Origin of the sequence: Alkalicoccus urumqiensis, from assembly GCF_002993335.1 — a bacterium.
GTDB lineage: Bacteria > Bacillota > Bacilli > Bacillales > Salisediminibacteriaceae > Alkalicoccus > Alkalicoccus urumqiensis.
Map to the genome: position 1 here is coordinate 83,879 of NZ_PVNS01000012.1, position 21,399 is coordinate 105,277.

General features: G+C 47.4%; 25 protein-coding genes. 7 read left to right on the plus strand and 18 right to left on the minus strand.

Annotation, left to right across the window (positions count from 1 at the left end; genetic code table 11):
- The first annotated feature begins 101 nt into the window (after positions 1–101).
- A complete protein-coding gene (gene rarD / locus C6I21_RS13000; RefSeq protein ID WP_105959923.1) occupies positions 102–998 on the plus strand; it encodes an EamA family transporter RarD in 897 nt (298 codons plus the stop codon).
- A gap of 33 nt (positions 999–1,031) precedes the next feature.
- Here the strand turns inward: rarD and C6I21_RS13005 are convergent, their stop codons facing one another.
- From C6I21_RS13005 to C6I21_RS13040, 8 genes are read right to left on the minus strand one after another with little or no spacing between them, the layout of a single operon-like run.
- Positions 1,032–1,520: a GNAT family N-acetyltransferase gene (locus C6I21_RS13005; RefSeq protein ID WP_181186248.1), complete on the minus strand. Its 489-nt coding sequence runs from the start codon at positions 1,518–1,520 to the stop codon at positions 1,032–1,034.
- 16 nt (positions 1,521–1,536) lie between these two features.
- Positions 1,537–3,150 (minus strand): HD domain-containing phosphohydrolase, encoded by a 1,614-nt coding sequence (locus tag C6I21_RS13010; protein WP_105959925.1) that lies wholly within the window; start codon positions 3,148–3,150, stop codon positions 1,537–1,539.
- A 29-nt stretch (positions 3,151–3,179) separates the two neighbouring features.
- Positions 3,180–3,932, minus strand: a complete 753-nt coding sequence (gene phnC / locus C6I21_RS13015) for a phosphonate ABC transporter ATP-binding protein (RefSeq protein WP_105959926.1) — start codon at positions 3,930–3,932, stop codon at positions 3,180–3,182.
- Positions 3,932–4,693 carry a phosphonate ABC transporter, permease protein PhnE gene (gene phnE, locus C6I21_RS13020; protein ID WP_105959927.1) on the minus strand — a complete coding sequence of 254 codons (762 nt, stop codon included), beginning with the start codon at positions 4,691–4,693 and terminating at the stop codon, positions 3,932–3,934. The genes phnC and phnE overlap by 1 nt, the downstream gene beginning before the upstream one ends.
- Positions 4,694–4,722: 29 nt before the next feature.
- Positions 4,723–5,670, minus strand: a complete 948-nt coding sequence (gene phnD, locus C6I21_RS13025) for a phosphate/phosphite/phosphonate ABC transporter substrate-binding protein (RefSeq protein ID WP_105959928.1) — start codon at positions 5,668–5,670, stop codon at positions 4,723–4,725.
- Complete coding sequence (locus tag C6I21_RS13030; RefSeq protein WP_105959929.1) at positions 5,667–5,984, minus strand: hypothetical protein; 318 nt, start codon at positions 5,982–5,984, stop codon at positions 5,667–5,669. Before C6I21_RS13030 ends, phnD begins: the two co-directional genes overlap by 4 nt.
- Entirely contained in the window at positions 5,977–6,243 is a 267-nt protein-coding gene (locus tag C6I21_RS13035; RefSeq protein WP_181186249.1) for a hypothetical protein, read from the minus strand. Before C6I21_RS13035 ends, C6I21_RS13030 begins: the two co-directional genes overlap by 8 nt.
- An 11-nt stretch (positions 6,244–6,254) precedes the next feature.
- Positions 6,255–6,788 (minus strand): NADPH-dependent FMN reductase, encoded by a 534-nt coding sequence (locus C6I21_RS13040; protein WP_105959930.1) that lies wholly within the window; start codon positions 6,786–6,788, stop codon positions 6,255–6,257.
- A gap of 182 nt (positions 6,789–6,970) precedes the next feature.
- Here C6I21_RS13040 and C6I21_RS13045 point away from each other — a divergent pair, with 182 nt between their 5' ends.
- On the plus strand, positions 6,971–8,380 hold the full coding sequence (locus C6I21_RS13045; RefSeq protein WP_105959931.1) for an MFS transporter: 1,410 nt from the start codon (positions 6,971–6,973) through the stop codon (positions 8,378–8,380).
- 84 nt (positions 8,381–8,464) lie between these two features.
- On the opposite strand, the gene C6I21_RS13050 is transcribed toward C6I21_RS13045, so the two are convergent.
- Together C6I21_RS13050 and fabI are read right to left on the minus strand one after the other, a co-directional pair.
- Positions 8,465–8,794: a hypothetical protein gene (locus C6I21_RS13050; RefSeq protein ID WP_105959932.1), complete on the minus strand. Its 330-nt coding sequence runs from the start codon at positions 8,792–8,794 to the stop codon at positions 8,465–8,467.
- A gap of 55 nt (positions 8,795–8,849) precedes the next feature.
- Positions 8,850–9,626, minus strand: coding sequence for an enoyl-ACP reductase FabI (gene fabI / locus C6I21_RS13055; RefSeq protein ID WP_105959933.1), 777 nt, complete (start codon positions 9,624–9,626; stop codon positions 8,850–8,852).
- A gap of 112 nt (positions 9,627–9,738) precedes the next feature.
- Between fabI and prpE the strand changes: the two genes are divergently transcribed.
- Positions 9,739–10,491, plus strand: coding sequence for a bis(5'-nucleosyl)-tetraphosphatase PrpE (gene prpE, locus C6I21_RS13060; RefSeq protein ID WP_105959934.1), 753 nt, complete (start codon positions 9,739–9,741; stop codon positions 10,489–10,491).
- On the opposite strand, the gene C6I21_RS13065 is transcribed toward prpE, so the two are convergent.
- From C6I21_RS13065 to C6I21_RS13080, 4 genes are read right to left on the minus strand one after another with little or no spacing between them, the layout of a single operon-like run.
- On the minus strand, positions 10,461–11,297 hold the full coding sequence (locus C6I21_RS13065) for an RluA family pseudouridine synthase (RefSeq protein WP_181186250.1): 837 nt from the start codon (positions 11,295–11,297) through the stop codon (positions 10,461–10,463). The two genes, prpE and C6I21_RS13065, sit on opposite strands and share 31 nt — an antisense overlap.
- A gap of 17 nt (positions 11,298–11,314) precedes the next feature.
- Positions 11,315–12,103: an NAD kinase gene (locus C6I21_RS13070; protein WP_105959936.1), complete on the minus strand. Its 789-nt coding sequence runs from the start codon at positions 12,101–12,103 to the stop codon at positions 11,315–11,317.
- A gap of 14 nt (positions 12,104–12,117) precedes the next feature.
- Positions 12,118–12,753, minus strand: coding sequence for a GTP diphosphokinase (gene yjbM / locus C6I21_RS13075; RefSeq protein ID WP_105959937.1), 636 nt, complete (start codon positions 12,751–12,753; stop codon positions 12,118–12,120).
- Positions 12,754–12,758: 5 nt separating this feature from the next.
- Entirely contained in the window at positions 12,759–13,136 is a 378-nt protein-coding gene (locus C6I21_RS13080; protein WP_105959938.1) for a UPF0738 family protein, read from the minus strand.
- Positions 13,137–13,320: 184 nt separating this feature from the next.
- On the opposite strand from C6I21_RS13080, the gene C6I21_RS13085 reads away from it, so the two are divergent.
- From C6I21_RS13085 to C6I21_RS13100, 4 genes are all read left to right on the plus strand, one after another.
- Positions 13,321–13,905 carry a CYTH domain-containing protein gene (locus tag C6I21_RS13085; RefSeq protein WP_105959939.1) on the plus strand — a complete coding sequence of 195 codons (585 nt, stop codon included), beginning with the start codon at positions 13,321–13,323 and terminating at the stop codon, positions 13,903–13,905.
- Between the two features lie 17 nt (positions 13,906–13,922).
- Positions 13,923–14,528, plus strand: a complete 606-nt coding sequence (locus C6I21_RS13090; RefSeq protein ID WP_105959940.1) for a lytic transglycosylase domain-containing protein — start codon at positions 13,923–13,925, stop codon at positions 14,526–14,528.
- A 388-nt stretch (positions 14,529–14,916) separates the two neighbouring features.
- A complete protein-coding gene (locus C6I21_RS13095; protein WP_181186251.1) occupies positions 14,917–15,318 on the plus strand; it encodes a globin domain-containing protein in 402 nt (133 codons plus the stop codon).
- 2 nt (positions 15,319–15,320) lie between these two features.
- Positions 15,321–16,274, plus strand: a complete 954-nt coding sequence (locus C6I21_RS13100; protein ID WP_425352506.1) for a ClpXP adapter SpxH family protein — start codon at positions 15,321–15,323, stop codon at positions 16,272–16,274.
- A 96-nt stretch (positions 16,275–16,370) separates the two neighbouring features.
- On the opposite strand, the gene pepF is transcribed toward C6I21_RS13100, so the two are convergent.
- From pepF to spxA, 4 genes are all read right to left on the minus strand, one after another.
- On the minus strand, positions 16,371–18,185 hold the full coding sequence (gene pepF, locus C6I21_RS13105) for an oligoendopeptidase F (protein ID WP_105959943.1): 1,815 nt from the start codon (positions 18,183–18,185) through the stop codon (positions 16,371–16,373).
- 63 nt (positions 18,186–18,248) lie between these two features.
- Positions 18,249–19,412 (minus strand): competence protein CoiA, encoded by a 1,164-nt coding sequence (locus C6I21_RS13110; protein ID WP_105959944.1) that lies wholly within the window; start codon positions 19,410–19,412, stop codon positions 18,249–18,251.
- Positions 19,413–19,439: 27 nt separating this feature from the next.
- Positions 19,440–20,090, minus strand: coding sequence for an adaptor protein MecA (mecA, locus tag C6I21_RS13115; RefSeq protein WP_105959945.1), 651 nt, complete (start codon positions 20,088–20,090; stop codon positions 19,440–19,442).
- A gap of 305 nt (positions 20,091–20,395) precedes the next feature.
- Entirely contained in the window at positions 20,396–20,797 is a 402-nt protein-coding gene (spxA, locus tag C6I21_RS13120) for a transcriptional regulator SpxA (RefSeq protein ID WP_105959946.1), read from the minus strand.
- Between the last annotated feature and the right edge of the window lie 602 nt (positions 20,798–21,399).

The following is a 21,399-nucleotide window of genomic DNA, read 5'->3' on the forward strand; positions in this document are numbered from 1 at the left end:
AGTGTAAGAAGTTTTGGTATAGCATAGAATACAGGGGGGCTGTCGGTATTCCAAGTGGAAACCGGCAGGCTTCTTTATGACAGAAAGGAGGCGGGTACAGTATGCTGCAGGATGAGCGTTCAAAAGGGATTGCCGCCGGCATTGGAGCCTATTCGCTCTGGGGGCTGCTGCCGATCTATTGGAAACTGTTAGGCGAAATATCCGCGGGTGAGGTGCTTGCCCACCGCATAGTGTGGTCCTTTCTCTTTCTCATTTTACTCTTTTGGGCACTGAGGAAACTTGGTACGCTGAAAGAAGACCTCCGGTACATAAAAGATCACCCGAAAATTTCTGCAGGTATTATGCTTTCCGCCTTTTTTATCAGCATTAACTGGATCTTATTTATTTGGGCAGTGGCAGCAGAGAGGGTGGTGGAGGTCAGTCTCGGCTACTACATCAACCCGTTGATAAATGTCGTTCTCGGAGTGCTTTTTTTCAAGGAAAGTTTATCCAACAGGCAGCGGACAGCTGTAGGACTAGCTGTGTGCGGAGTGCTTATACTGACTATATCCTTTGGCCAGATACCTTATGTCGCACTCGCACTTGCATTCAGCTTCGGAATGTATGGACTCGTTAAAAAGCAGACACAGATAGGAGCGATGACAGGACTCATATTAGAAACCATGTTTCTTCTGCCACCGGCCATTGTTTATCTGCTGATCATCCACCGGGATCTGTCCTCCATCTTATATCTGCCGGATCTATCTACGGCTCTGCTGCTGGCCGGAACGGGAGCTGCGACAGCTGTACCGCTTTTATTATTCGGCTCTGCGGCCAGACTGATCCCTCTGTCTCTGCTCGGTTTTCTCCAGTATATTGCGCCTACCTCCATGCTGTTTCTTGGAGTACTCGTTTATGGAGAACCATTCACTGCAGCGCATGGAGCAGCATTCGCCTTTATCTGGACAGCGCTCCTATTATACTCCATTCGACCAAAAAGAAAGCCGTCTGCAGCATAGCGCAGACGGCTTTCTATATGATGGATCAGGAATTCAGCTCTGCTCCTGGAGTTTCAGCCGGAAGCGTTTCGTCCGCAGGGGGTGGCCTTCAAAAACCTCATCGAACTCGGACTCTTCCCTGAACCCTCTCTGTTTATAAAAGGATTCCGCCTTTTCATTGCCAGCCTCTACATCAACGTGAACTTCATTCACGTTCTGCATATGAGCCCAGAGGTGCCTCATCAGCGCAGAGCCGACCCCTTCTCTCTGTGCTCCCGGCAGCACATAGATCGCCGAGACTTCTGCCGCGTTCGGTGTTTCCTGAAAGTAACCGGCAAACCCAATCACTCTGCCTGCTTTCTCACAGACGAAAATGTTGGAACGCTGAAGTCGTTTTTCAAGCTGCCTCACATTGTACGCTTTCTCCAGAAAAGCATCCTGTGTTTTTCTCGGAATCAATTCCTCATACGTATCGTGCCATGACTGAACCGCAATTTCACGAATATCTTCAATGTCTTCTTTTACTGCTCTTCTGCAGAACATTACGAATCCCTCCTTGTTAAGAATAAAGTTCTCCAGCTGTCCGGTCGAATTCTCTTTTCTCCTGAACGAAGAGTTCCAGGAAAGCATCTGCAAAAACAGGATCAAACTGCGTCCCACGGCCGTGCTCAATAATTCGGAGCGCCTCTTCTCTGGATCTCCCCTTCAAATAAGGGCGGTCCGAAGTCATAGCATCAAACGAATCCGCTACACAAAGAAGACGACCAAGCTCCGGAATATCCCGTCCGCTCAGCCCATCGGGATATCCGCCCCCGTCGAAACGTTCGTGGTGATGCCGGACCCCCGCAAGAACAGGCTTTAACTCCTCAGGAAGCTGTGCCTGCAGAAGCATTTTTTCGCCGATAACGGGATGTTCTTTCATAAGTTGAAATTCTTCATTGGTAAGACGCTCCCGTTTCAGCAGTACTTCATCGCGGATACCAATTTTACCGATATCGTGAAGCAGCGCTGCTTTACGGACAATGTCTTTATTCGTTTTTGTATACCCGACCTTTTCAGCAATTTTTACAGCATAATCCGCCACCCGCTCTGCGTGACCGGCCGTATACTCATCCCGGGCATCGAGCGTAACAGCGAAAATCGCAAAAACGCTGTTTAACAGGGCGTCATTTTTTTCATCCCGTTCCTGAATTCCTTCGACCATATTATTAAATCCGTGGACCAGGTCATCAAATTCATCGGAATACGATTTGTCCATCTGTTCAAATGTTCCTTCACTGACGAGCAGAAACTGCTGCTGAATAGCCTCCAACGGCTCCCGGATGTTTTTGTACAATAGATAGGCTCCCAGAAGCGACACCGCAATAACTACTGCCAGAATGACAACAGCCCATGTCCAGAAAGAGGCAGGGTCCACTTCACCGCCAGTTTCAAGGGATCGAATTTCGAGTGCCATAAGAAGAAGACTTACAGGAAAAACAGCGGTGAAAAACACACTGATAAACAGCTTCGTACGAAATCGGACATAAAAAGCCCGGTGAAGCGTGAGGGACTTCCCAAACCGGTCTCTATACAGCCTCATAATCTCTTCTGCAAATTTTCTGGAAGGGCCTGCTGTCAGGAAAAACTCCACCATGGCATGCATAACAGCAATCAGCAGCGCGCCGATCCATGCATACAAAAAATAAATCCATTCCAGCTGAACGAAACCGTTCGTGGCTGCCGCCCATGTTAACAGGGAGGCAGGAATACCAAGACCGAACAAATGCGGTCCGAGAATCCGCCTGACAGTAAGAAGCGGGAATCGATGAGCCTGAATGAAAGCACGCTGCAGCACGCTCTCTTCTTCATTCCCTGCGGAAACTTCTATTAATGGCCGTGCATGCTTTCTGTATAATGCGTACTCACTCAAAAGCATGACAACGACAGAAATCGAAATAATAATCAGGAAAACGACTATTTCATACGTATTCAGACGCAGCGTCTGAAAAAGCAGGACACCGCCAACCCCAAATACAGCCAAAAGCGATCCTGTCAGGTAGCTTTTCAGAATCTCCTTTTGAAAGCGATGAAACATGACGGTGTCCTTTCTGCCGGAAAAATGTTTCCAGCGGCTGAATTCAAATCCGGAAATTATATACTTCGACGCGGAGGACCGCATTTCCTGCTTCATATACCAGCACCTTCGAAAATACTGCAGTCCTATCTGTAAATGGACTGCAGTGTGCGCTGATTCATATCGCCGGGCTTCCCGTCAAAGACAAGTTCCCCCTCATACAGACCGATAATCCGGTCTGCGTAGGCAGATGCCAATTCCACATCGTGGACGTTGACGATGGTTGTTAAATCCCGATCTTCATGCAGCCTGCGCAGAAGTTGAAAAATATGATCCGATGTCGTCGGATCCAGACTGGCTACCGGTTCATCCCCAAGGAGGACCGCGGGTTCCTGAACCATCGCTCTCGCAATACCGACACGCTGCTTCTGGCCGCCGCTCAAACGCTCCACTCTCCGCCCGGCATATTCTAAGAGACCTACTTCACTTAAATAATGTTCTGCTGTTTCCTTTTCCTGATCGCTGAAAATACCGAGCAGGTTTTTCCACGATGGTCTGTGGCCGAACCGCCCCGTATATACATTCTGCAGCACGGAGAGACGCGGTATCAGATGGAAATGCTGAAAAATCATGCCGATATCCGCACGTACACTTCGTATCTGCTTTTCACTCAGGCCGGCCAGGTCTTTATTCAGTACCTGCACACTGCCTTCCTGCAGAGGCTGAAGCGCATTAATCGTTCGGATGAACGTAGATTTACCCGCACCACTTCTCCCCAGTACACAGATAAATTCACCCTGTTTTACAGTCAGATTAATATTTTTCAGCGCAGGGTCTGCACCTTCTTCATAAATTACTGACGCGTCGGCCAACTGAATAACTTTCTGCTCCTCTGTCATTAAATCACCCTCTTACGCACGATGCCGCCGGTTACATCCACGATAATGACCATCACCATAATAAGTACGATAGCTGTCGCCATAGACTCATAGGCAAAGCTGTTATAATAATTGATCAAGCTCTGTCCCAATCCACCGCCGCCGATCATACCTAGAACAAGTGATGTACGGATCGCCACTTCAAACCGGTAGAAATAGTGTGACAGCACATTCGGCCAAATCTGCGGCAGAATAGAGAAAATCTGGCCTGCCCTTCTCCCGGCTCCGACAGACATCATCGCCTCCTGCGGCCCTTTATCCGAGGATTCCACCAGTTCGGCAATCAATTTGCCGAGAACGGAAACATTGTGAAAGAAGATAGCCAGGAGTGCTGCAAACGGCCCAAGTCCCAGAGAAGCGACAAAAACGAGACCGAACACAATTTCCGGGATTGAGCGGACGAGACTGAGAAAAGAGCGGATTCCGTAAAATCCAGCTCTTGATCTCGATGTATTTTCAGCAGCGAGAAGACTGACAGGCAGGGCAATCAACAGCGCTGCAAATGTTCCCAGGAAAGCTACAGAGAGCGTAATAAGAGACTGCTCCAGCAGATAAGGCATTAAGTTCCACTGAAGACTTGCAAAATTTTCACGGATAAAATCAATCGTATTAGACTGATCCAGCAGTCCGCTCAGTGAAAATTCCGAACCTATACCGCTTAATACAAGGGCAGCGGCTATAAGTACTGCGTATACAATAAATCGTTTTCGGATCCAAACCATGCGCTGCTCCTTTTCCCCTTACATTAGTATCAGTCTTCCAAAGATTCCGGATCAAGCAGATCGAAGGATCTTGCTGCATCCATAATGCTCTCATATTCATCGTGGGATGCTTCCACAAAGGAGTCCGCACCGCCGAATATACTCAATATTTCCTCATCTTCAATGGACAAGAAAGCTTCACGTACAGCATCCTTCTCTTCATCGGACGTTCCTTCCGGGACAGCCCATGGATATTGATACAGCTGATCGGATTCCCAGATAATTTTGTAGTCGTCTTCGTTGATCATGCCTTCGTCGATCAACTGAGTGAAAATGGCAGAATCGATAGCGCCTGCATCGACGTCTCCTTCGGCTACGACGGTTGCCGTAATGTCATGGGAGCCGGTAAAGCGGACGCTGTTAAATTCATACTCCCCTTCATTTTCATAGACGCCCTGCTGCTTTAATTCATAACCCGGGATAACGAATCCGGATGTAGAGGACTGGCTTCCGAAAGCAAAGTCGATGTTTTCCGCATCATCAATGAGGCTGTCCAGGTCGTCCCACGGTGCATCCGGCTGTGTAATCATATAGGAGTAGTAGTAAGGCTCTCCGTTGACATTCTGAGTGATAACCGCTTCGGCACCGCTGGTTTCGTGTGCAATCAGGTATGTCGTCGGACCGAAGTAGGCAAGATCCACGTGGCCGTAGTTAATAGCCTCGACCACCGCGTTATAGCTTGGATAGTGTTCTACTTCCACTTCCTGATCCATTTCTGCTGCAAGGTGCTCTTCCAGTGCTGTCAGGCCATCCTGCATTTCACCAACGGACTGCGAAGGAATAACCGCCACCTCAAAAACATCGTCCGAGGAATTATTCCCGCCCGTGTTTTCCCCGGCGTTACTTCCTCCTGCTTCATTTTCTTCCGTATTGTCTGTGCCGCATCCGGCAAGTACCAGCATACCTCCTGCTGTTACTGCTGCTGTTTTCCAATTCATGATTCATCTCTTCCTTTCATATGTGCTTTTTTATAAACCACTTCACCAAGTGTATCATTTCCAAATAATGAAAGCACTTGTATCACTGTTTCCGAGGATACTTCCCCTGCTTCTTCTTTTGGTACGGCAAGTTTGACCGCTTCCTGAAGCACAGGATTTACAGCCGTACCGTAAGCTTCGCGGTATACAGATTCAGGATCCAGGCCATTGTTAATGCACCACTGCGAAAACACCATGGCCATCATCGTTTCATCCTGCCGGAAGCTGTCAATGACGCGCTGCTCCATTTCTTTTTTACTTTCGTTTTCATCCATTTCGTTCTGCCTCCTTTACTGATGCTCTCCGGGACAGACGCATTTCATAATTATCCAGCAGACCGAGCATATCATTAATCATTTTCTCCATTGTCACGAGGTCATCCCTTGTAACGACAGGATCTGCATCAGACCATTTCACGGTATAAATGAAATAATAGGAAGGAAAGGACCGGAAGATCACCGTGGAATTAGGAAAGGCAGAGAAAATGGCTTTAATCTGATACCTGCGCCCGTAGCTCCAATCTACCAGCTCCATGAAAAACCTCCTTACTCCTGCACCCAATTATCAAACGCCTGCAGAGCCTTATCGATCCGGGATAACGTGGCTTCATCATTCAGTTCTCCGTCATCGCTCAGTTTTTTCGGCGCTGCTCCAATAAACAGTTCCGGCTGCGGCAGTACCCATGCACCGCACGCCTGGAGAACCTGACGCAGGTGAGCCTGTGAAAATGCTGTTCCCTGTGCCATCGGGGAAGCACCCATTAACAGTATTTTTTTCGATTCCAATACGTTTCGTACGGACATACTGCCCGCCCAGTCCAGCGCATTTTTTAACACGCCTGGAATGCTGTGGGAATATTCCGGAGTAATAATGATAATCGCTTCCGCTCCTGCGAGGAGATCTTTAAATTGCTGTACAGCTTCCGGATCTCCGTTTTCTTCCAGATCTCCGTTAAACAATGGAAGATCGATGGATGCGTGCTTTAGTTTTCTGCTGGATGCTTTCTCTACATAACGTGCTACTGCTTTGTTTACGGAATTCGTCCGCAGACTTCCAGTTATTACGGCATAGTAGGCCATTCGTCCATCTCCTTTTATTCATGTCAGTATGTGCTCATTTGTTTTTTTGTATAGCAGCGGGTAGAATAATGATCGGGAGTATTTCAAGACTCGAAATAATGATTTTGATTCGCCCGGACTGCTTCCGTTTTTCGCCTATCAGATTCATGATACCTTCCGTCATTCTATCAGGAGGACATAAAATGAGCCAGAAAGATGCATTACTAACAAAAGCAGAGAAAAAGAAACTCGTTTTTTTAATCTGCATCATCCTTACGTTTACCGTTATGAACGGAACGATGTTTAATGTTGCGATCCCCGATATAGCTGCGGACTTTTCACTGGATCCCTCAGAAGTTACCTGGGTTATGACAAGCTATATTCTCGTTTTCGCTGTCGGAGCGCTTATCTATGGAAAACTCGCCGATATGTATGCGATACGAAGTCTTCTTACAATCGGCATTATTCTTTTCGCGGGCGGAGCGGCACTCGGTTTCTTCTCCCAATCTTATCCTCAGCTTCTCGCAGCCCGCATGATCCAGGCTGCCGGGGGTGCTACAATCCCGGCACTCGCGTTTATCATCCCGGCACGCTTTATGCCCGAATCAAGAGGACGTGTATTCGGCACCGTTTCCGCTACAGTCGCATTCGCTTCCGGGCTCGGTCCGATTACAGGCGGCCTGATCGGCGGCACATTCGACTGGCGGTATTTATTTATTCTCTCTATTCTTTCGGTTACTGCGATACCGTTTCTGCGGAGCTGGCTGCCGCATGAAGAAAGGCGCCCGGGAAAGCTTGATATTATCGGAGCCCTTCTGACAGCCGGAGCGGTGACCGGCCTGCTGTTTTTTATTACGATGCTCAGCCTGACCGGACTTGCTGTGTCTATCGGACTCGCTGTACTTTTCGTACTCCACATCCGGAATCACCCGGCACCTTTTATTGATCCCGGGATGCTTAAGGACAAATACTACACGACCGCTGTCCTGACCAGCTTTCTAGGTACGAGCGTCATGTTCGGTATGATCTTCATCGTACCGATCATTGCAAGGCAGCTTTACGGTCTGGATACAATGGAAATCGGGCTGCTCCTGTTTCCCGGCGCCATGGCTGCCGCAATCGTCGGACAGCGCGGCGGGCGGTTTGTAGAAACGTATGGCAGTGAGCCGGTATTAAAAACGGCTTTCATTCTGGCCATATCAGGAAGCTTTCTTCTTTCCATTTTTATCGGCGTTCCACCTCTGCTGCTGTCTCTGTGCATACTCGTTCAGTATGCTGCGTTTCCACTCATTCAGAGTTCTACGGCCAACCTGCTGACAGAACTGATACCATCCGAGAAAACGGGAATCGGGATCGGGATGTTTAACCTGATGAACTTTCTCTCGGGTGCGGTTTCCAGTGCCATATTCGGTGCATTTCTGGACCTGGAATCCACCTCCCTGCAGTTGAACCCTTTGACACTGCAGGAAAACGTGTTTCTCCAGTCAAATCTGTTTTTAGCCATCAGCCTGACAGCACTTGGAGCGCTGCTTCTGTTTTCCTTTATCTTCCGCAATCGGCAGCGGGAACAGAAAGAAGCCCGTGCTGCCGCAGCTGAAGAAAAAACGCTCTAAGCAGTCAGTTTGTTCCCAGGCAGAAGTCTTCTGCTGTCATACGATACGTAAAGAAGCTCCAGACGCCGGCGTCTGGAGCTTCGTTTATATGGAAGAATCGAAAAATTTCCCTTTATTTGAGTATGCTGCTTCGTGCTTTCTGGCAGAAGCCTGTTTCCGTTCAACTGCTTCCGCACCTTCTTCAGTGCCGGCTGCAGCCATTGGAAAAGAAGATTTCGGATGCTCTTTTTCCAGTTTCCTTTTCGCTATCTGTTCGAACCGCTGGAAGTGATTGGCATAAGGACGTTCTTCCAGAAGATCCGGATAGGCTGCCGGAAACGGGGCGGAAACCCGAAGTGGATGAGACCGGTTCATTTCCTGACGCTGAGCATACAGCATCGGCTGTTCATCGCGTACCGGTGGAATATAACCCATAAAAGATCCCTCCTTTACGGGTTATCTTCCCCATCCACTCTCCTTCAAACCTGTTTTATTTCAAACCGACAGCGTGATAGCCGCCATCCACGTGAATCATTTCTCCCGTAACACCACTTGCGAGATCGCTGAACAAAAACAACGCTGTTTTACCCACTTCTTCTTGGGTTACCGTGCGCTTTAACGGCGCCTGTTCCTCCATCTGCTTCAGTACATCATTAAATCCGCCGATTCCTTTCGCAGACAGCGTACGGATCGGTCCAGCAGAGATCGCGTTGACACGGATGTTTTCGGCGCCAAGATCATTTGCCAGATACTTAACACTCGCATCAAGTGAAGCTTTCGCTACACCCATGACATTATAATTTTTAACGATTCGTTCACCGCCAAGGTACGTCAGTGTGACAATACTTGCTCCTTCCGTCATAAGCGGACGGCACGCTTTCGCCACTGCTGTGAGCGAGTAGCTGCTGATGTTATGGGCGAGAAGGAAACCTTCCCTCGTTGTATTCATGTAGTCCCCTTCCAGTTCTTCGCGGTTGGCAAAGGCTACACAGTGAGCGATTCCGTGAATAACAGGGGAAATCTTTTTCACTTCTTCAAATGTCTGCTCAATTTCTTCGTCACTCGTAACATCACAGGATAGAACATGATGCTCTCCCTGCAGGCTGGATGCCAGTTCTCTAACATTCTTCTCCAGACGCTCTCCTGCATACGTAAAAATTAGCGAGGCTCCAGCCTCATCCAGTGCTTTTGCAATTCCCCAGGCAATACTACGTTTGTTTGCAACTCCCATAACTATGTACGTTCGGCTGGACAGATCCAGGTTCATTCTCGAACGCCTCCTTCACGAATTGGTATTATGATCTGGTGCTAATTTTACCCGACGCCCGGCAGTTCGTCAACTTCCCGTGCTACAATACGCTTGGAAAGGACGTGTTTTTATGTATGACATTATTGGCGATATTCACGGCTGCAGGGAAGAGCTCTATGAGCTGATAGCAAAACTCGGATATACACGAACAGAACGCGGACCCGTGCACCCCGACGGCCGCCTCCTCGTTTCTATCGGCGACCTCACCGACCGCGGACCCGACTCCACCGGCACGGCAGAAGATGTTGCTCGTTGGGTGAAAAACGGTCATGCCTTATACTGTCCCGGCAATCACTGTAACAAGCTCTACCGGTGGCTGAAAGGCAATAACGTTACTGTAAATCATGGCCTGGAAACAACGGTCCGCGAATACCAGCGGATGACAAAAACTGAAAAAGACGAATGGAAACACCTGTTCATGGAACTGTATGAGAATGCTCCGCTCTATCTGCAGCTGGACGATGGAAACCTTGTCTGCGCCCATGCCGGAATCAGGCACCGCGATATAGGCAGGCATGACCGGGATATCCGGCACTTCGTGTTGTATGGCGATACAGATGGCTTTGATGAATCCGGCCTTCCCATCCGGAAGGACTGGCCATTCATTTACCCACAGGGCAGCTCTTGGATTGTTTACGGTCATACGCCGACCACTGCTGCCAGAGTCGTCGGCAGAACGATCAATATCGATACCGGATGTGTATTCGGCGGTAAATTGACTGCACTGCGCTATCCGGAATTACAAACGGTCGCTTCTCTTTCCCGGCAGAAACTGAATCCGGAAAAATTTCGTTACGAAGGTGGAAACGAGGGCCTGGAGTAAAACTGAAGGCGCTCGTTTGTTATTGGATGGGTAAAGGAAAGTCCGGCAGCGTGAAGAAACTGCCCCCGGGTCGCCTGCTCTGATCCGCCGTAAAGCGTATCGCCTCTCAACGGGTGCCCGCACCAGGCCGCGTGCACCCGGATCTGGTGCGTCCGGCCGGTTTCAGGAAAAGCTGCAATCAACCCGTCCTTCCGCCTGTAGAACCTTGTTCTTGCATACTGCCCCTCCGCTGCACCTTCTCTTTCAATAATGCTGCCTTCTTTTCTCCGGATAGGCACTCTAACATCGCAGACCATCCACCAGGGGAGTGTATCCATTTCCAATACGTACTGTCTCTCCACTGATTTTTCCAGCTGCATTCGATGAAGCAGACTGTGTGTATGACGGTTTCTTGCAAATAAAAGAAGCCCGGACGTATGTCTGTCCAGGCGCTGCACAGGATGGATCCCGCCTCCTGTACGATTGGATTCCTCATAGAAGCGCACTGCTCCGCACACACTTGGTTCTTCAGGATCCGACGTCGGAATGACAGGCAGACCAGCAGGCTTCTCCAGGACGATGAGATGGTCATCCACGTAGTGAAAAGGCAGGGAAATCGATACCGGCAGAATCCCCGGTGAGATGGTTTCCGGCGGAAGGTATACCGTTATCTCATCTCCGGGGTATATCCATTCCCGCACCCCACTTTCCAGACCATTCACTTCAATACGGCCGCCGTTAAATTTTACTTCAGCAAGTGTTTTCCGGGAAAATAATGCCTCACAGCGCAGAAATTCGCGGAGCTGCTGTACGGATTGAGGTTTCATTTTTATTACAGCCGGCATTAAATAAAGGACTCCCGCACCCGTTTCCAGAATGGGAAAGGTCTGAATCGGGCGAAACGGACTTTCTCATCTGCGACACGGACCTGAATCGATTTCACTTTTTTCTGAACCAGTGTCAGGTGGTCGATGGTTACTTGAAAATCTCCTTCTGTCCTCGGTTTCAGAAGGCACGTATGATGTTCAGGAAGAACGACAGGCGAGCCGATCGTCCGGTAGACGCGGTTGTTGATCGATGCCATTTCAGAAAGCTGGATCGAAGACAGCGACGGATGAAGAATCGCTCCTCCAAGCGCTTTGTTATACGCTGTACTTCCGGAGGGAGTGCTCATGCAGAGGCCGTCTCCGCGGAACGTTTCAAACTGTTCCCCTTTAATCTCGATATCCATGACGAGTGAGCCTTCCATGCTTTTCACCGTACATTCATTTAATGCGAGGTACCGCTCTGCCTCCATATCATTCGTGTGGCGGATCAGCACTTCAAGCAGTGGATACTCCACGACTTTAAACGGCGTTTTAGCAATATGGATAACGAGCTTCTCTACTTCATCCGGCTGCCAGTCTGCATAAAATCCCAGATGTCCCGTATGCACCCCGACAAAACTCGTGTCATCAAGCCGGTGGGCATATTGATGAAACGCTTCAAGGAGCGTGCCATCCCCGCCAATGGAGATAACAATATCCGGCTCTGCTTCATTATATTCAAGATCAAATTCCTCAAGGTACGTTTTAACACGCTGCGTCAGTACGTTGGAATCATGGTCTCCCCGGGAACGGACATTAAACTTCATAGGCTTTCCTCCTTCTACGGCTTCCTTCTCGCATCTTCCTGCTTCCTCAGCATAATCTGCTGTGCTTCCTGTACTTCTCCGCGGATTTTAGACATCTCTTCATCCAGCTGAAAAGCAGCTTCAGCCGCTTTTTCCAGCCTCTTTTCAATCTCATCCGGGATCATACCGGAATATTTGTACTGCAGGGAGTGTTCAATTGTCGCCCAGAAATTCATGGCAAGCGTTCTTATCTGAAGTTCGACGAGAATCTGCTTTTCTCCGTCGATCGTCTGAACGGGATATTTTAATATCATATGGTACGAACGGTACCCGCTCCGCTTTTTATGCTTTATATAATCCCGCTCTTCTTCAACAGTAAAATCCGTTCGGGCTTTGATAAGCTCCGCAACCGTATCAATATCTCCGACAAACTGGCACATCACGCGGACGCCGGCCAGATCCTGCATATCTGTCTCCAGGCGGTTCAGCGGAATATTTTTTCTTTTTGCTTTCTCTAAAATGCTGGAAACCGGCTTCACCCGTCCGGTGACAAATTCAATAGGTGTGTGGCGGGACGTGAGCTGGTATTGATCCCTGATACCTTTCAGCTTGATCTTGAGTTCCTCTACTGCCTGCCGGTATGGCGTTAGCATTACGTCCCAATCCATCATAGCGCTTAATCCTCCTCTGTCTGAAGATGAAAAGTCCTCTCAACCGATTCCACAAATTCTTTGCCGTAATTGTGGTTTCCTACGATATTGTCCAGCAGAAAAGAGAGCTCCTCCCAGAAAGCGGTCAATTCTACTTCAGATAATCCGGTTTTTACAAAAACTGCAGGCTCCGACTCTCTGTATGTATTGAGCGTTTCCCACAAATGATCTTCAAAGCGGAGATGAATAAATTCTTCCTGATGGGCCAGAAGGTATACGAATGCCCCGCCGTCAGAGTCCACAAGCATATGTGACTCCGGTGTCAGTCCCTGAAAGGGAAGTGTTACATCCGGCTTGGCCGTCAGTTTATTTTCTTCTTCTTCAAATTTCGTAATTGTAATCATAGCTGCACCAACCTTTCTCTAACTTCCAGTCTACCATATTATCTATTATTCCCTTTCTTGTAAATGAAAAACCGAAGACGCATTGCTCTTCCTGGTCCGGTATGGAATAATAAAAGAAAGCCGTCCCTCCGGCTGTCTGCACGCTTCCTGTTCAGCCCGGGACGATCGGAGAAAGGAAGGTTCGATGCCTCAGGAAATAGAGATTGAATTTAAACAACTTTTAACCCGTGCCGCCTATGACCGTCTTTTGGAGCAGTTTACCGGGGTGCAGCCCTTCCACCAGGTCAATCACTACTTTGAAACCGACGATATGGCACTACGAAGGAAACATGCTGCCCTCCGGATCAGAGAAAAGGGAAGCACGTGGGAACTTACTTTAAAGCAGCCTCATGAAGAAGGGCTTCTCGAAACCAATCAGCCTATCGGAGAAAATTCGTTTGAAGCTGCAAAAATAAAAGGAATCCTGCCGGAAGGAGAAACGACGGCACAGCTGCGCCATTTTCTTGGCGGCATGCCAGCACTCGTTTATCTAGGCAGCCTGGAAACAACACGCCGGGAGATGGAAATCTCTGAAGGTATGCTCGTTCTGGATCATTCTTTCTATGCGGGAACCGAAGATTACGAACTTGAATTTGAATGCCGCTCTGCAGAAAAAGGAAAAGCCTACTTCCAATCACTCTTAGCGGATCTGGAGCTCGAATGGAATGAGCCTCCGAATAAAATCCAGCGGTTTTATCAAGCTGTATATGAGAACAAAGAAAACAATTAAAAGGAGATGAATCAGGGATGATCGATCCTACATTTCTTCATCAGTCCTATCAGATTAAAATGATGCAGCAGTGGAGCCGGATGCAGGAAGGGGCAATGAAGCAGAATAACGGTGACAACAAATTATATTCTTTTGCAGAGCTTCTCGCCGAGTCCAAAGGACAGCAGGCTGCCGCTTCCAGTTCACCGCTTCAGGCATCTCCCGCTGCAACGGCGGCCGCCTCTTCAACGCCTGCTCCATCGTCGGTCCACGACATGATCAACCAAACGGCGGATAAGCACGGCGTGGACCGGGCGTTGGTGCATGCCGTCATTAAACAGGAATCCAATTATAAAACAGATGCTGTCAGCCATGCCGGCGCCCGCGGATTAATGCAGCTCATGCCTGCGACAGCAAGAGGTCTTGGTGTGACAGACAGTTTTAATCCGGCACAGAATGTAGACGCAGGTACGAGATACTTAAAACAGATGCTGAACAAGTATAATGGAAACGTGTCACTGGCTCTGGCCGCTTATAATGCAGGCCCCGGCAATGTAGATAAACACGGCGGAATCCCTCCTTTTAAAGAAACGCAGGCCTATGTACCAAAAGTATTGGCAAACTATGATGCTGCACGAGTGTAGAGTTCCTGAGACAGCAGTCAGAAAACAGAGAAGCCCGGCTTCTCTGTTTTTTTTATGTTCCCGCAGCGATTCTAAAGATACGCAGACCGCCTTTCCAACAGGTAATATACCAACAAAATAGGATCAGATTGCTTTAGAATCTCCATTTCGATCTTCTTTTAAGAAGCCTTCTTCGTTGACCTCTCGTCCCTCAGCCCTTAATATAAGTCATCGGGATAAATAAATGTGCTTTCCAGCAGGCCATATAGTTTCTATCTAAGCCTATGCTAAAAAACAGAAAAGTCTGCCTGAGGAAAGCTGAAACTGAAATTGTCATAAATAGTTCACATTTGTTGCTCCAGGCATGACTAGTTGCTACAATTACGGTATGTAATAAAAGAGGGATATTATGATGAATGAAGAGAAATCAGTCTACGAACTGCTTGGAGAAAAGCGGCTTGAGAACGTCATTCACCGCTTTTATTCCCATGTAGAAGTTCATCCGGAACTGGCACCGATTTTTCCGGAGGATTTAACAGAAACGAAGCGTAAACAGATACAATTTCTAACCCAATTTTTCGGGGGGCCTGCTCTCTATACAGAAGAGCACGGTCATCCGATGCTGAGAGCAAGGCATATGCCTTTTCCTATTACTGCTGAACGCCGGGATGCCTGGCTTTCCTGTATGGGACAGGCACTCGTTGAAGAAGAGATTGAGGAACCACTGCGGAACCGGATGTTTGCCCGGCTGGCCAAAACAGCCGATCACATGGTAAATACGTCAACGGAAGCTGGGGGTGACCGGGATTGAACATGAAAGAAAAGAAATCTCAGACATTATACTGCGAAGATAATGGATCATGCACTTCTCAACACACCCCTGATTATTCAGCCAGACAGAATCAGGTAATCGAAATGTACGTTTTCCTGGATCCTTTATGCCCTGAATGCTGGGCGATGGAGCCAATGATGAAAAAGCTGAGAATGGAATACGGCGATTTTCTGCGGTTTCATGTTGTGCTGACACATGACCTGGAATCCTACAATTCTCCCTGTGGATCCCACTTTCGATCTTTAATGAAAGAAATGGCTCAATCGTATAATGAAACGGGCTGCCGCACCGGAATGCCGTGTGACGGCGATGTATGGTATGAGAATGACCTCGACCGCACCACCCCTTATACAGCCGTTATGGCAGTAAAAGCTGCTGAACTGCAGGGACGCGCAGTCGGTTCACGGTATTTGCGGAGGCTGAGAGAAGCACTGTTTATGTATAAAGAAAATATTGCAGATGATCATGTGCTGATCAACTGCGCTATCCGTACGGAAGGAATGGATGTAGACGAATTTGTAAAGGATCTTCATTCGCCCTCCACTGAAAAAGCATTAAGCGGTGATCAATGCACAGCCCGGGAAATGGACATTACTTCCACTCCTACGTTTGTATTTTTCGGAATGGATACTGATGAACCCGGACTGAAAGTGGAAGGCCTGTATCCTTACCATGTGTATGAGAGTATTCTGGAAGACCTCCATCCGGAAGAACTGAACAAAAGAAAACCAATTCCACTTCTGGATTTCGTGCAGTCCTACTCCATCGTCGCAACGAAGGAAATAGCAGTTGTGTATGATATGTCACTTGAAGAAGCCGGAAGAGAGATGCGTAAATTAAAACTCCAACAGAAAGTAGAGGAAGTCCCTGCTAAGCACGGCTCGTTCTGGAGGGCACTTCACACATCCTACGAGAATAAGAGCACAACCTTTTAATAGCCATATCAAAAAGCTGTCCGGATCGACAATCGATCCGGACAGCTTTTTCTATTAACCATTCATCGTTCTCAAATAACCTGAAGAAAGATTTGATCAGGCGTTAGTCTCATCAAGAAGTTTTTCGAACTGATCCAGTGTCTCTTCAAAAAGCCGGAGCGCCTGTTTGACCGGCTCAGGTGACGTCATATCAACCCCTGCATGCTTCAATGCATCAATTGGATACATGGAGTTTCCGGCCTGCAGAAATTCGATATACCGCTTAACAGCCGGTGCCCCTTCTTCCTGAATTTTTTTCGATAATGCAGCTGCCGCGCTGTAGCCGGTAGCATATTGATACACGTAAAAACTCATATAGAAGTGAGGAATTCTGGACCATTCATAAGCAATTTCCGGATCGATTTCAACATCTGGTCCAAAATACCGCTCATTTAAGGCGTAGTAAGTTTCATTTAATTTATCCGGTGTCAGTGGAACCCCGGTTTCTGCCATCTGATGAATATCCCGTTCAAACTCTGCAAACATCGTCTGCCGGAAAACCGTTCCACGGAACCCTTCAAGAAAATGGTTGAGAAGATAGAGCTGCTTTTTAGGATCTGTTTCATTCTCGTACAAGTAGGAATGCAGGAGCGCTTCATTCGTAGTGGAAGCTACTTCAGCAACAAAAATGGAATAGTCGGCATACGGAATCGGCTGGTGCTTCCGTGTATAGTAGCTGTGCGCGGAATGGCCGAATTCATGAGCCAGCGTAAATAAATTACTGATATCATCCTGCCAGTTCATCAAAATGTATGGCTTCGTTCCGTACGTTCCGGAAGAATAGGCGCCGCTCCGTTTTCCTGCTGTTTCTTCCACATCCACCCAGCGGTTTTCCAATCCTTCACGGATCACGCTTTGATAATCTTCTCCGAGCGCAGCAAGCCCTTTTTCCATCCAGACCTTTGCATCTTCGTACGTAACCGGGTAATCGACATTCTCGACCATCGGTGTATACATATCATACAGATGCAGGTTATCCAGACCGAGCGCCCTCTTTCTGAGTGCCGCATACCGGTGCAGGAGCGGGAGACCCTCATTAATCGTGTCGATCAGCTGATCGTACACAATTTCGGGTATATGGTTCTTAGCGAGAGCAGCCTGCCTCGCAGATTCATAATGGCGTACGTTAGCCTGAAAAATGTTTTTCTTTACACTTCCCTGAAGGGTTGATGCCAGCGTATTATGGTAAGACTGATACGTGTGATACATCGCTTCAAACGCATCTTTACGCACGCGCCGGTCAGTGCTCTTCATCAGCGAAATAAAGCGCCCCTGGGTAACTTCGACCTCTTCGCCGTTTTCATCTTTTATCACCGGAAATTTCATATCAGCGTTGTTGAGCATACTGAACGTATTGGCAGAAGATGCTGTCACGTCACCTGCCTGTGCCAGAAGAGCTTCCTCGGCCTCTGAAAGTACATGAGGCCGTCTTTTATTTAACCGGTCCAGTGCGTGCTCATACAGTTTCAATTCTTTTTTTTCTTCCAGAAAAGCGGAAATTTTTTCTTCCGGTATGGATAAAATCTCCGGCGTTACGAATGAAGCAGCCTGGGAAAAACGGGTTACAAGCTGTCGCGCCCGGTCATTCAATCCCTGATAGAACGAATTCGTTGTATCTTCATCGTATTTCATACGGGCATATACAAAAAGCTGAGACAGCTCAACAGATAGTGTATCCTCCAGCTGAAGGACCTCGTATAAAACATCAGCGGAATCTCCAAGTTTTCCATGGAACGCTTCAATTTCCGGAATCCTCGCAGTGAGCTTCTCATATGATTGTTCCCACTCTTCATCACTATTAAATATGTCTTCGACGTCCCACTTGTATTTCTCCGGTACATCCTGCCTTTTAGGAAGTGCAGTTTTCGTCATATTGGTGCCTCCTGAATGTCAGAATAATTGCACTTTCCATGGTACGTGAAGGAAATCAGGATTTCAATTATTTTTACTCTCGAAATAATTTTCTTCTGGAGTATGTTCTATTCGGGGAAGGTGGCTGAGCAGGTGGCTGCGCACATATTCATCATCCACACTGAGCTGCTCCGGCGACTTATACAGCGTAAGCACTCTCTTTTTTACATACACACCCGGATAAATTTTTGTTAACGCCCCAAGCGATGCAAGAAGCTGCAGGTAGATCGAAACAGCATTTCTCGCTTTGGAGAATGCAGATCCGAATTTATGATGCAGCCCCCGCCACACTTCCGTGACCTGGACTATATGGTGAGGACGGATCCACATAATATACAGATAGAACTGCCACCACCTCTCCGATTTCGAACGGATAAAAATGCCGGGCACAGGAAGTAGAAAAAGCGATGGTATGAAATTACGTGTGAGTTTTTCAGACCATAACAGAACGTCTTCTTCGGCAGATACAGCCGGAGCAGGAAGCTTTCTCAGTTCCTCCAGATGTTTACTCCACATCTGTACAAGCAGGCCGCAGGGCTTCCTCTCTTCTTTCCACACAACGTTTAACACCGGCTCAGTGAAAGTGAGTTCCGTTACGAGAGCAGAGCGGAGGGTCATTTGGTAGGCCGTTTTTTCACTGATTAATCGATCATGATGAAAATAATAAACGGAGGCTCTGCTCTGGTGTGCAGCGCATTCGTCCTGTCTGACAACCCTCTTTTCACGCAGAAATGGATGCGGCCTGGCGAAAATCCACACAACTTCTACGCCGGCTTTCTGATAATCCGATGTACGCTGAAACACTTCCCCTGCTGGCAGCGGTGAGTGCTGGATTTCAATTACCGTCTGCCTCCTTCCTTTAACAGCATATATATCAGCTCTCCGCGCCAGACGGGGAAAAGCTTTCTCCTCCTGCACCCGCCATCCTGAAAAACGGAGCCACTCTGCTATACGTTGTTTTGTTTTAATATGTACGCTGCTTTCAGGTACTCTGCTTTTACACACGACTGGATGGTAAAAGTGCGGCCGGCAGGAGCTGCCCGACCGCCATTTCACCTCTGATCCGCATTCCGGACAATAGAAAGGACCACTTTTACTCAGATTCACCGCACGGCTGTCCTGCAGCATCCCTTCTTTATTTCGTGCCGTAAACATGGCATCTCCTCCCAACAAAAAAGAGGAAGCCATCAGTGGCTTCCTCCCGTTACTCGTTCTTTAAGAAAAGTTGTTTTTAATTGTCGCCAGCGCATTTTCTTCCAAAATAGTGTTTCCGTACTCCTGAATGCGGTGAATCGTTATATCCGACTCATAGCCGTACTCCAGAATCCGACTGAGCATATTATCCTGCTCTTCATCCGTGTACATATCATCAATGGTTACGAAAAGGAAATACGTGTTTTCGAAATGATAAAGACTTGAATGAATATCCATGTCCACTGCGGAAGCAAGACGGATTGCATCTTCGAAATCATCAAAACCGACGACGACGCTGAGGGTGTGATCTTTCACGGCATTTTCTTTCTCATCGCCGCTGAACTGCTGATCAAGCATGTCCACAATGTTTTTGTCCACATTCTCTTCAGCATCTTCTTCAAGAGGTATTTCCAGTTTTACATTTCCATCGTTCATCTGTCCACGCGTTACAATTACTTCCAGGCCTTTTTCCAATGCATGAACCTGAACCCAGAGCGGGCCGTTCATTTCGAATTTTTCCTGATCGCTCACTTCATTCATCATTTCAAAAAACAATTCTTCACCGCGTTCCCGGCTGTACCAGATTTCTTCCTTATCGAAACCACGCCGTTCGATGTCATTGTACGTGATATAAAATTTGATGGTAGTGTCATTAATGCGCTCGATTTCCATGGTGCATTCACCCTTTCACGAGGTAAACTCTGGAGCATACCGGAGAAGCTTAGTTACATGTTCCCCGGGGAAAAGAAGTTTAACCTTGTTTTGCTTATTCTTTATTCTAAGGGATAAGGAACGGAAATGAAATAATTTTGCCTGAATTTATTTATCAATGATTCAGAATTATTTACGTTTCCATAGGTTCATCCATTATATATTGTAGAATACTTACAATTTATGCTTAATACAGTTTAAAAAAGGAACAAGGGTGAACGCTGTCTGCATCCACCCTGGAACTGCTATGAATCTGTCTCAGTCCATTACTCGTTAACCAGTTTTTTTGCAGCTTCCTGCAGCTGGAACGTCCGCACTTTACGCGGAAGGAAACGACGGATTTCCGCTTCGTTGTAACCCACCTGGATCCGCTTGTCATCCAGAATAATCGGACGGCGCAGAAGACCTGGATGGTCACTGATTAATTGAAACAGTTCCTGAAGAGGCATTGCATCAAGCTCAACTTCCAGCTCCTGATACACTTTGGAGCGGGTGGAGATAATTTCATCTGTTCCATCCTCTGTCATACGGACTACCTGCTTCACTTCATCAATAGAAAGTGGTTCCGAAAAAATGTTCCGCTCTTCAAATGGAATTTCGTGTTCTTCCAGCCATGCCTTCGCTTTCCGGCAGGACGTGCAGCTTGGAGAGGTAAATAAAGTGACCATAGATGGTGACTCCCTTCCCTATTTTAATATAATACGCGTGTGTTGTATTGTTATTTATAATTATTATTATAACATAAACGATGTAGAAAATCGATATGTTAAACAAATGCGTTAAATAGGTTGTACACAACTCATACGTTTTTACTCATATTGTCTATATAACCGTATTGGCTTCAAATTAAACATTCTTTTTTCTTTTTTTCATTAAAAAACGTTTTCTTTCCTCTCCGACTAACTTCAGAGGGTGCCTTTTTTATTTATCAGGACGAATACGTGTACGTTCATTATATCACATTAACTATCCATTGAGAATAGAGCGTATTCATTGAGAATTAAAGCCAGTTCTTCCATAAGCCTTCGGATTCCCTTTCCTCATTTACAACTCCCCTCCTATGCTCTTATCCAGCTGTAAGATAGAACTTACTCAAAGTTTCTACTGCTGAATTCGTTTCAACGGGCAGCCCGGGAATTAAAAAGAGGCTGAGACAAAAGCCTTCTAAACATGTAAAAAGGAGAATCGATGCGCGAATCGATTCTCCTTTTCTTATCATAGGGACCAAAATAACCTGAGGAAGCCTGGTACTTCCTCAGGTTAACGGCCA

Coding starts and splice junctions, on each gene's coding strand:
- pepF (WP_105959943.1), bottom strand. CDS start 18,185: ATGACGAAAACTGCACTTCCTAAAAGGCAGGATGTACCGGAGAAATAC.
- C6I21_RS13100 (WP_425352506.1), top strand. CDS start 15,321: ATGAAAGAAAAGAAATCTCAGACATTATACTGCGAAGATAATGGATCA.
- C6I21_RS13040 (WP_105959930.1), bottom strand. CDS start 6,788: ATGGCCTACTATGCCGTAATAACTGGAAGTCTGCGGACGAATTCCGTA.
- C6I21_RS13095 (WP_181186251.1), top strand. CDS start 14,917: ATGATGAATGAAGAGAAATCAGTCTACGAACTGCTTGGAGAAAAGCGG.
- C6I21_RS13070 (WP_105959936.1), bottom strand. CDS start 12,103: ATGAAGTTTAATGTCCGTTCCCGGGGAGACCATGATTCCAACGTACTG.
- phnD (WP_105959928.1), bottom strand. CDS start 5,670: ATGAATTGGAAAACAGCAGCAGTAACAGCAGGAGGTATGCTGGTACTT.
- prpE (WP_105959934.1), top strand. CDS start 9,739: ATGTATGACATTATTGGCGATATTCACGGCTGCAGGGAAGAGCTCTAT.
- mecA (WP_105959945.1), bottom strand. CDS start 20,090: ATGGAAATCGAGCGCATTAATGACACTACCATCAAATTTTATATCACG.
- C6I21_RS13085 (WP_105959939.1), top strand. CDS start 13,321: ATGCCTCAGGAAATAGAGATTGAATTTAAACAACTTTTAACCCGTGCC.
- C6I21_RS13050 (WP_105959932.1), bottom strand. CDS start 8,794: ATGGGTTATATTCCACCGGTACGCGATGAACAGCCGATGCTGTATGCT.
- phnE (WP_105959927.1), bottom strand. CDS start 4,693: ATGGTTTGGATCCGAAAACGATTTATTGTATACGCAGTACTTATAGCC.
- fabI (WP_105959933.1), bottom strand. CDS start 9,626: ATGAACCTGGATCTGTCCAGCCGAACGTACATAGTTATGGGAGTTGCA.
- C6I21_RS13090 (WP_105959940.1), top strand. CDS start 13,923: ATGATCGATCCTACATTTCTTCATCAGTCCTATCAGATTAAAATGATG.
- C6I21_RS13005 (WP_181186248.1), bottom strand. CDS start 1,520: ATGTTCTGCAGAAGAGCAGTAAAAGAAGACATTGAAGATATTCGTGAA.
- spxA (WP_105959946.1), bottom strand. CDS start 20,797: ATGGTCACTTTATTTACCTCTCCAAGCTGCACGTCCTGCCGGAAAGCG.
- C6I21_RS13110 (WP_105959944.1), bottom strand. CDS start 19,412: ATGGCTTCCTCTTTTTTGTTGGGAGGAGATGCCATGTTTACGGCACGA.
- phnC (WP_105959926.1), bottom strand. CDS start 3,932: ATGACAGAGGAGCAGAAAGTTATTCAGTTGGCCGACGCGTCAGTAATT.
- rarD (WP_105959923.1), top strand. CDS start 102: ATGCTGCAGGATGAGCGTTCAAAAGGGATTGCCGCCGGCATTGGAGCC.
- C6I21_RS13030 (WP_105959929.1), bottom strand. CDS start 5,984: ATGGATGAAAACGAAAGTAAAAAAGAAATGGAGCAGCGCGTCATTGAC.
- C6I21_RS13045 (WP_105959931.1), top strand. CDS start 6,971: ATGAGCCAGAAAGATGCATTACTAACAAAAGCAGAGAAAAAGAAACTC.
- C6I21_RS13035 (WP_181186249.1), bottom strand. CDS start 6,243: ATGGAGCTGGTAGATTGGAGCTACGGGCGCAGGTATCAGATTAAAGCC.
- C6I21_RS13080 (WP_105959938.1), bottom strand. CDS start 13,136: ATGATTACAATTACGAAATTTGAAGAAGAAGAAAATAAACTGACGGCC.
- C6I21_RS13065 (WP_181186250.1), bottom strand. CDS start 11,297: ATGAAACCTCAATCCGTACAGCAGCTCCGCGAATTTCTGCGCTGTGAG.
- yjbM (WP_105959937.1), bottom strand. CDS start 12,753: ATGATGGATTGGGACGTAATGCTAACGCCATACCGGCAGGCAGTAGAG.
- C6I21_RS13010 (WP_105959925.1), bottom strand. CDS start 3,150: ATGAAGCAGGAAATGCGGTCCTCCGCGTCGAAGTATATAATTTCCGGA.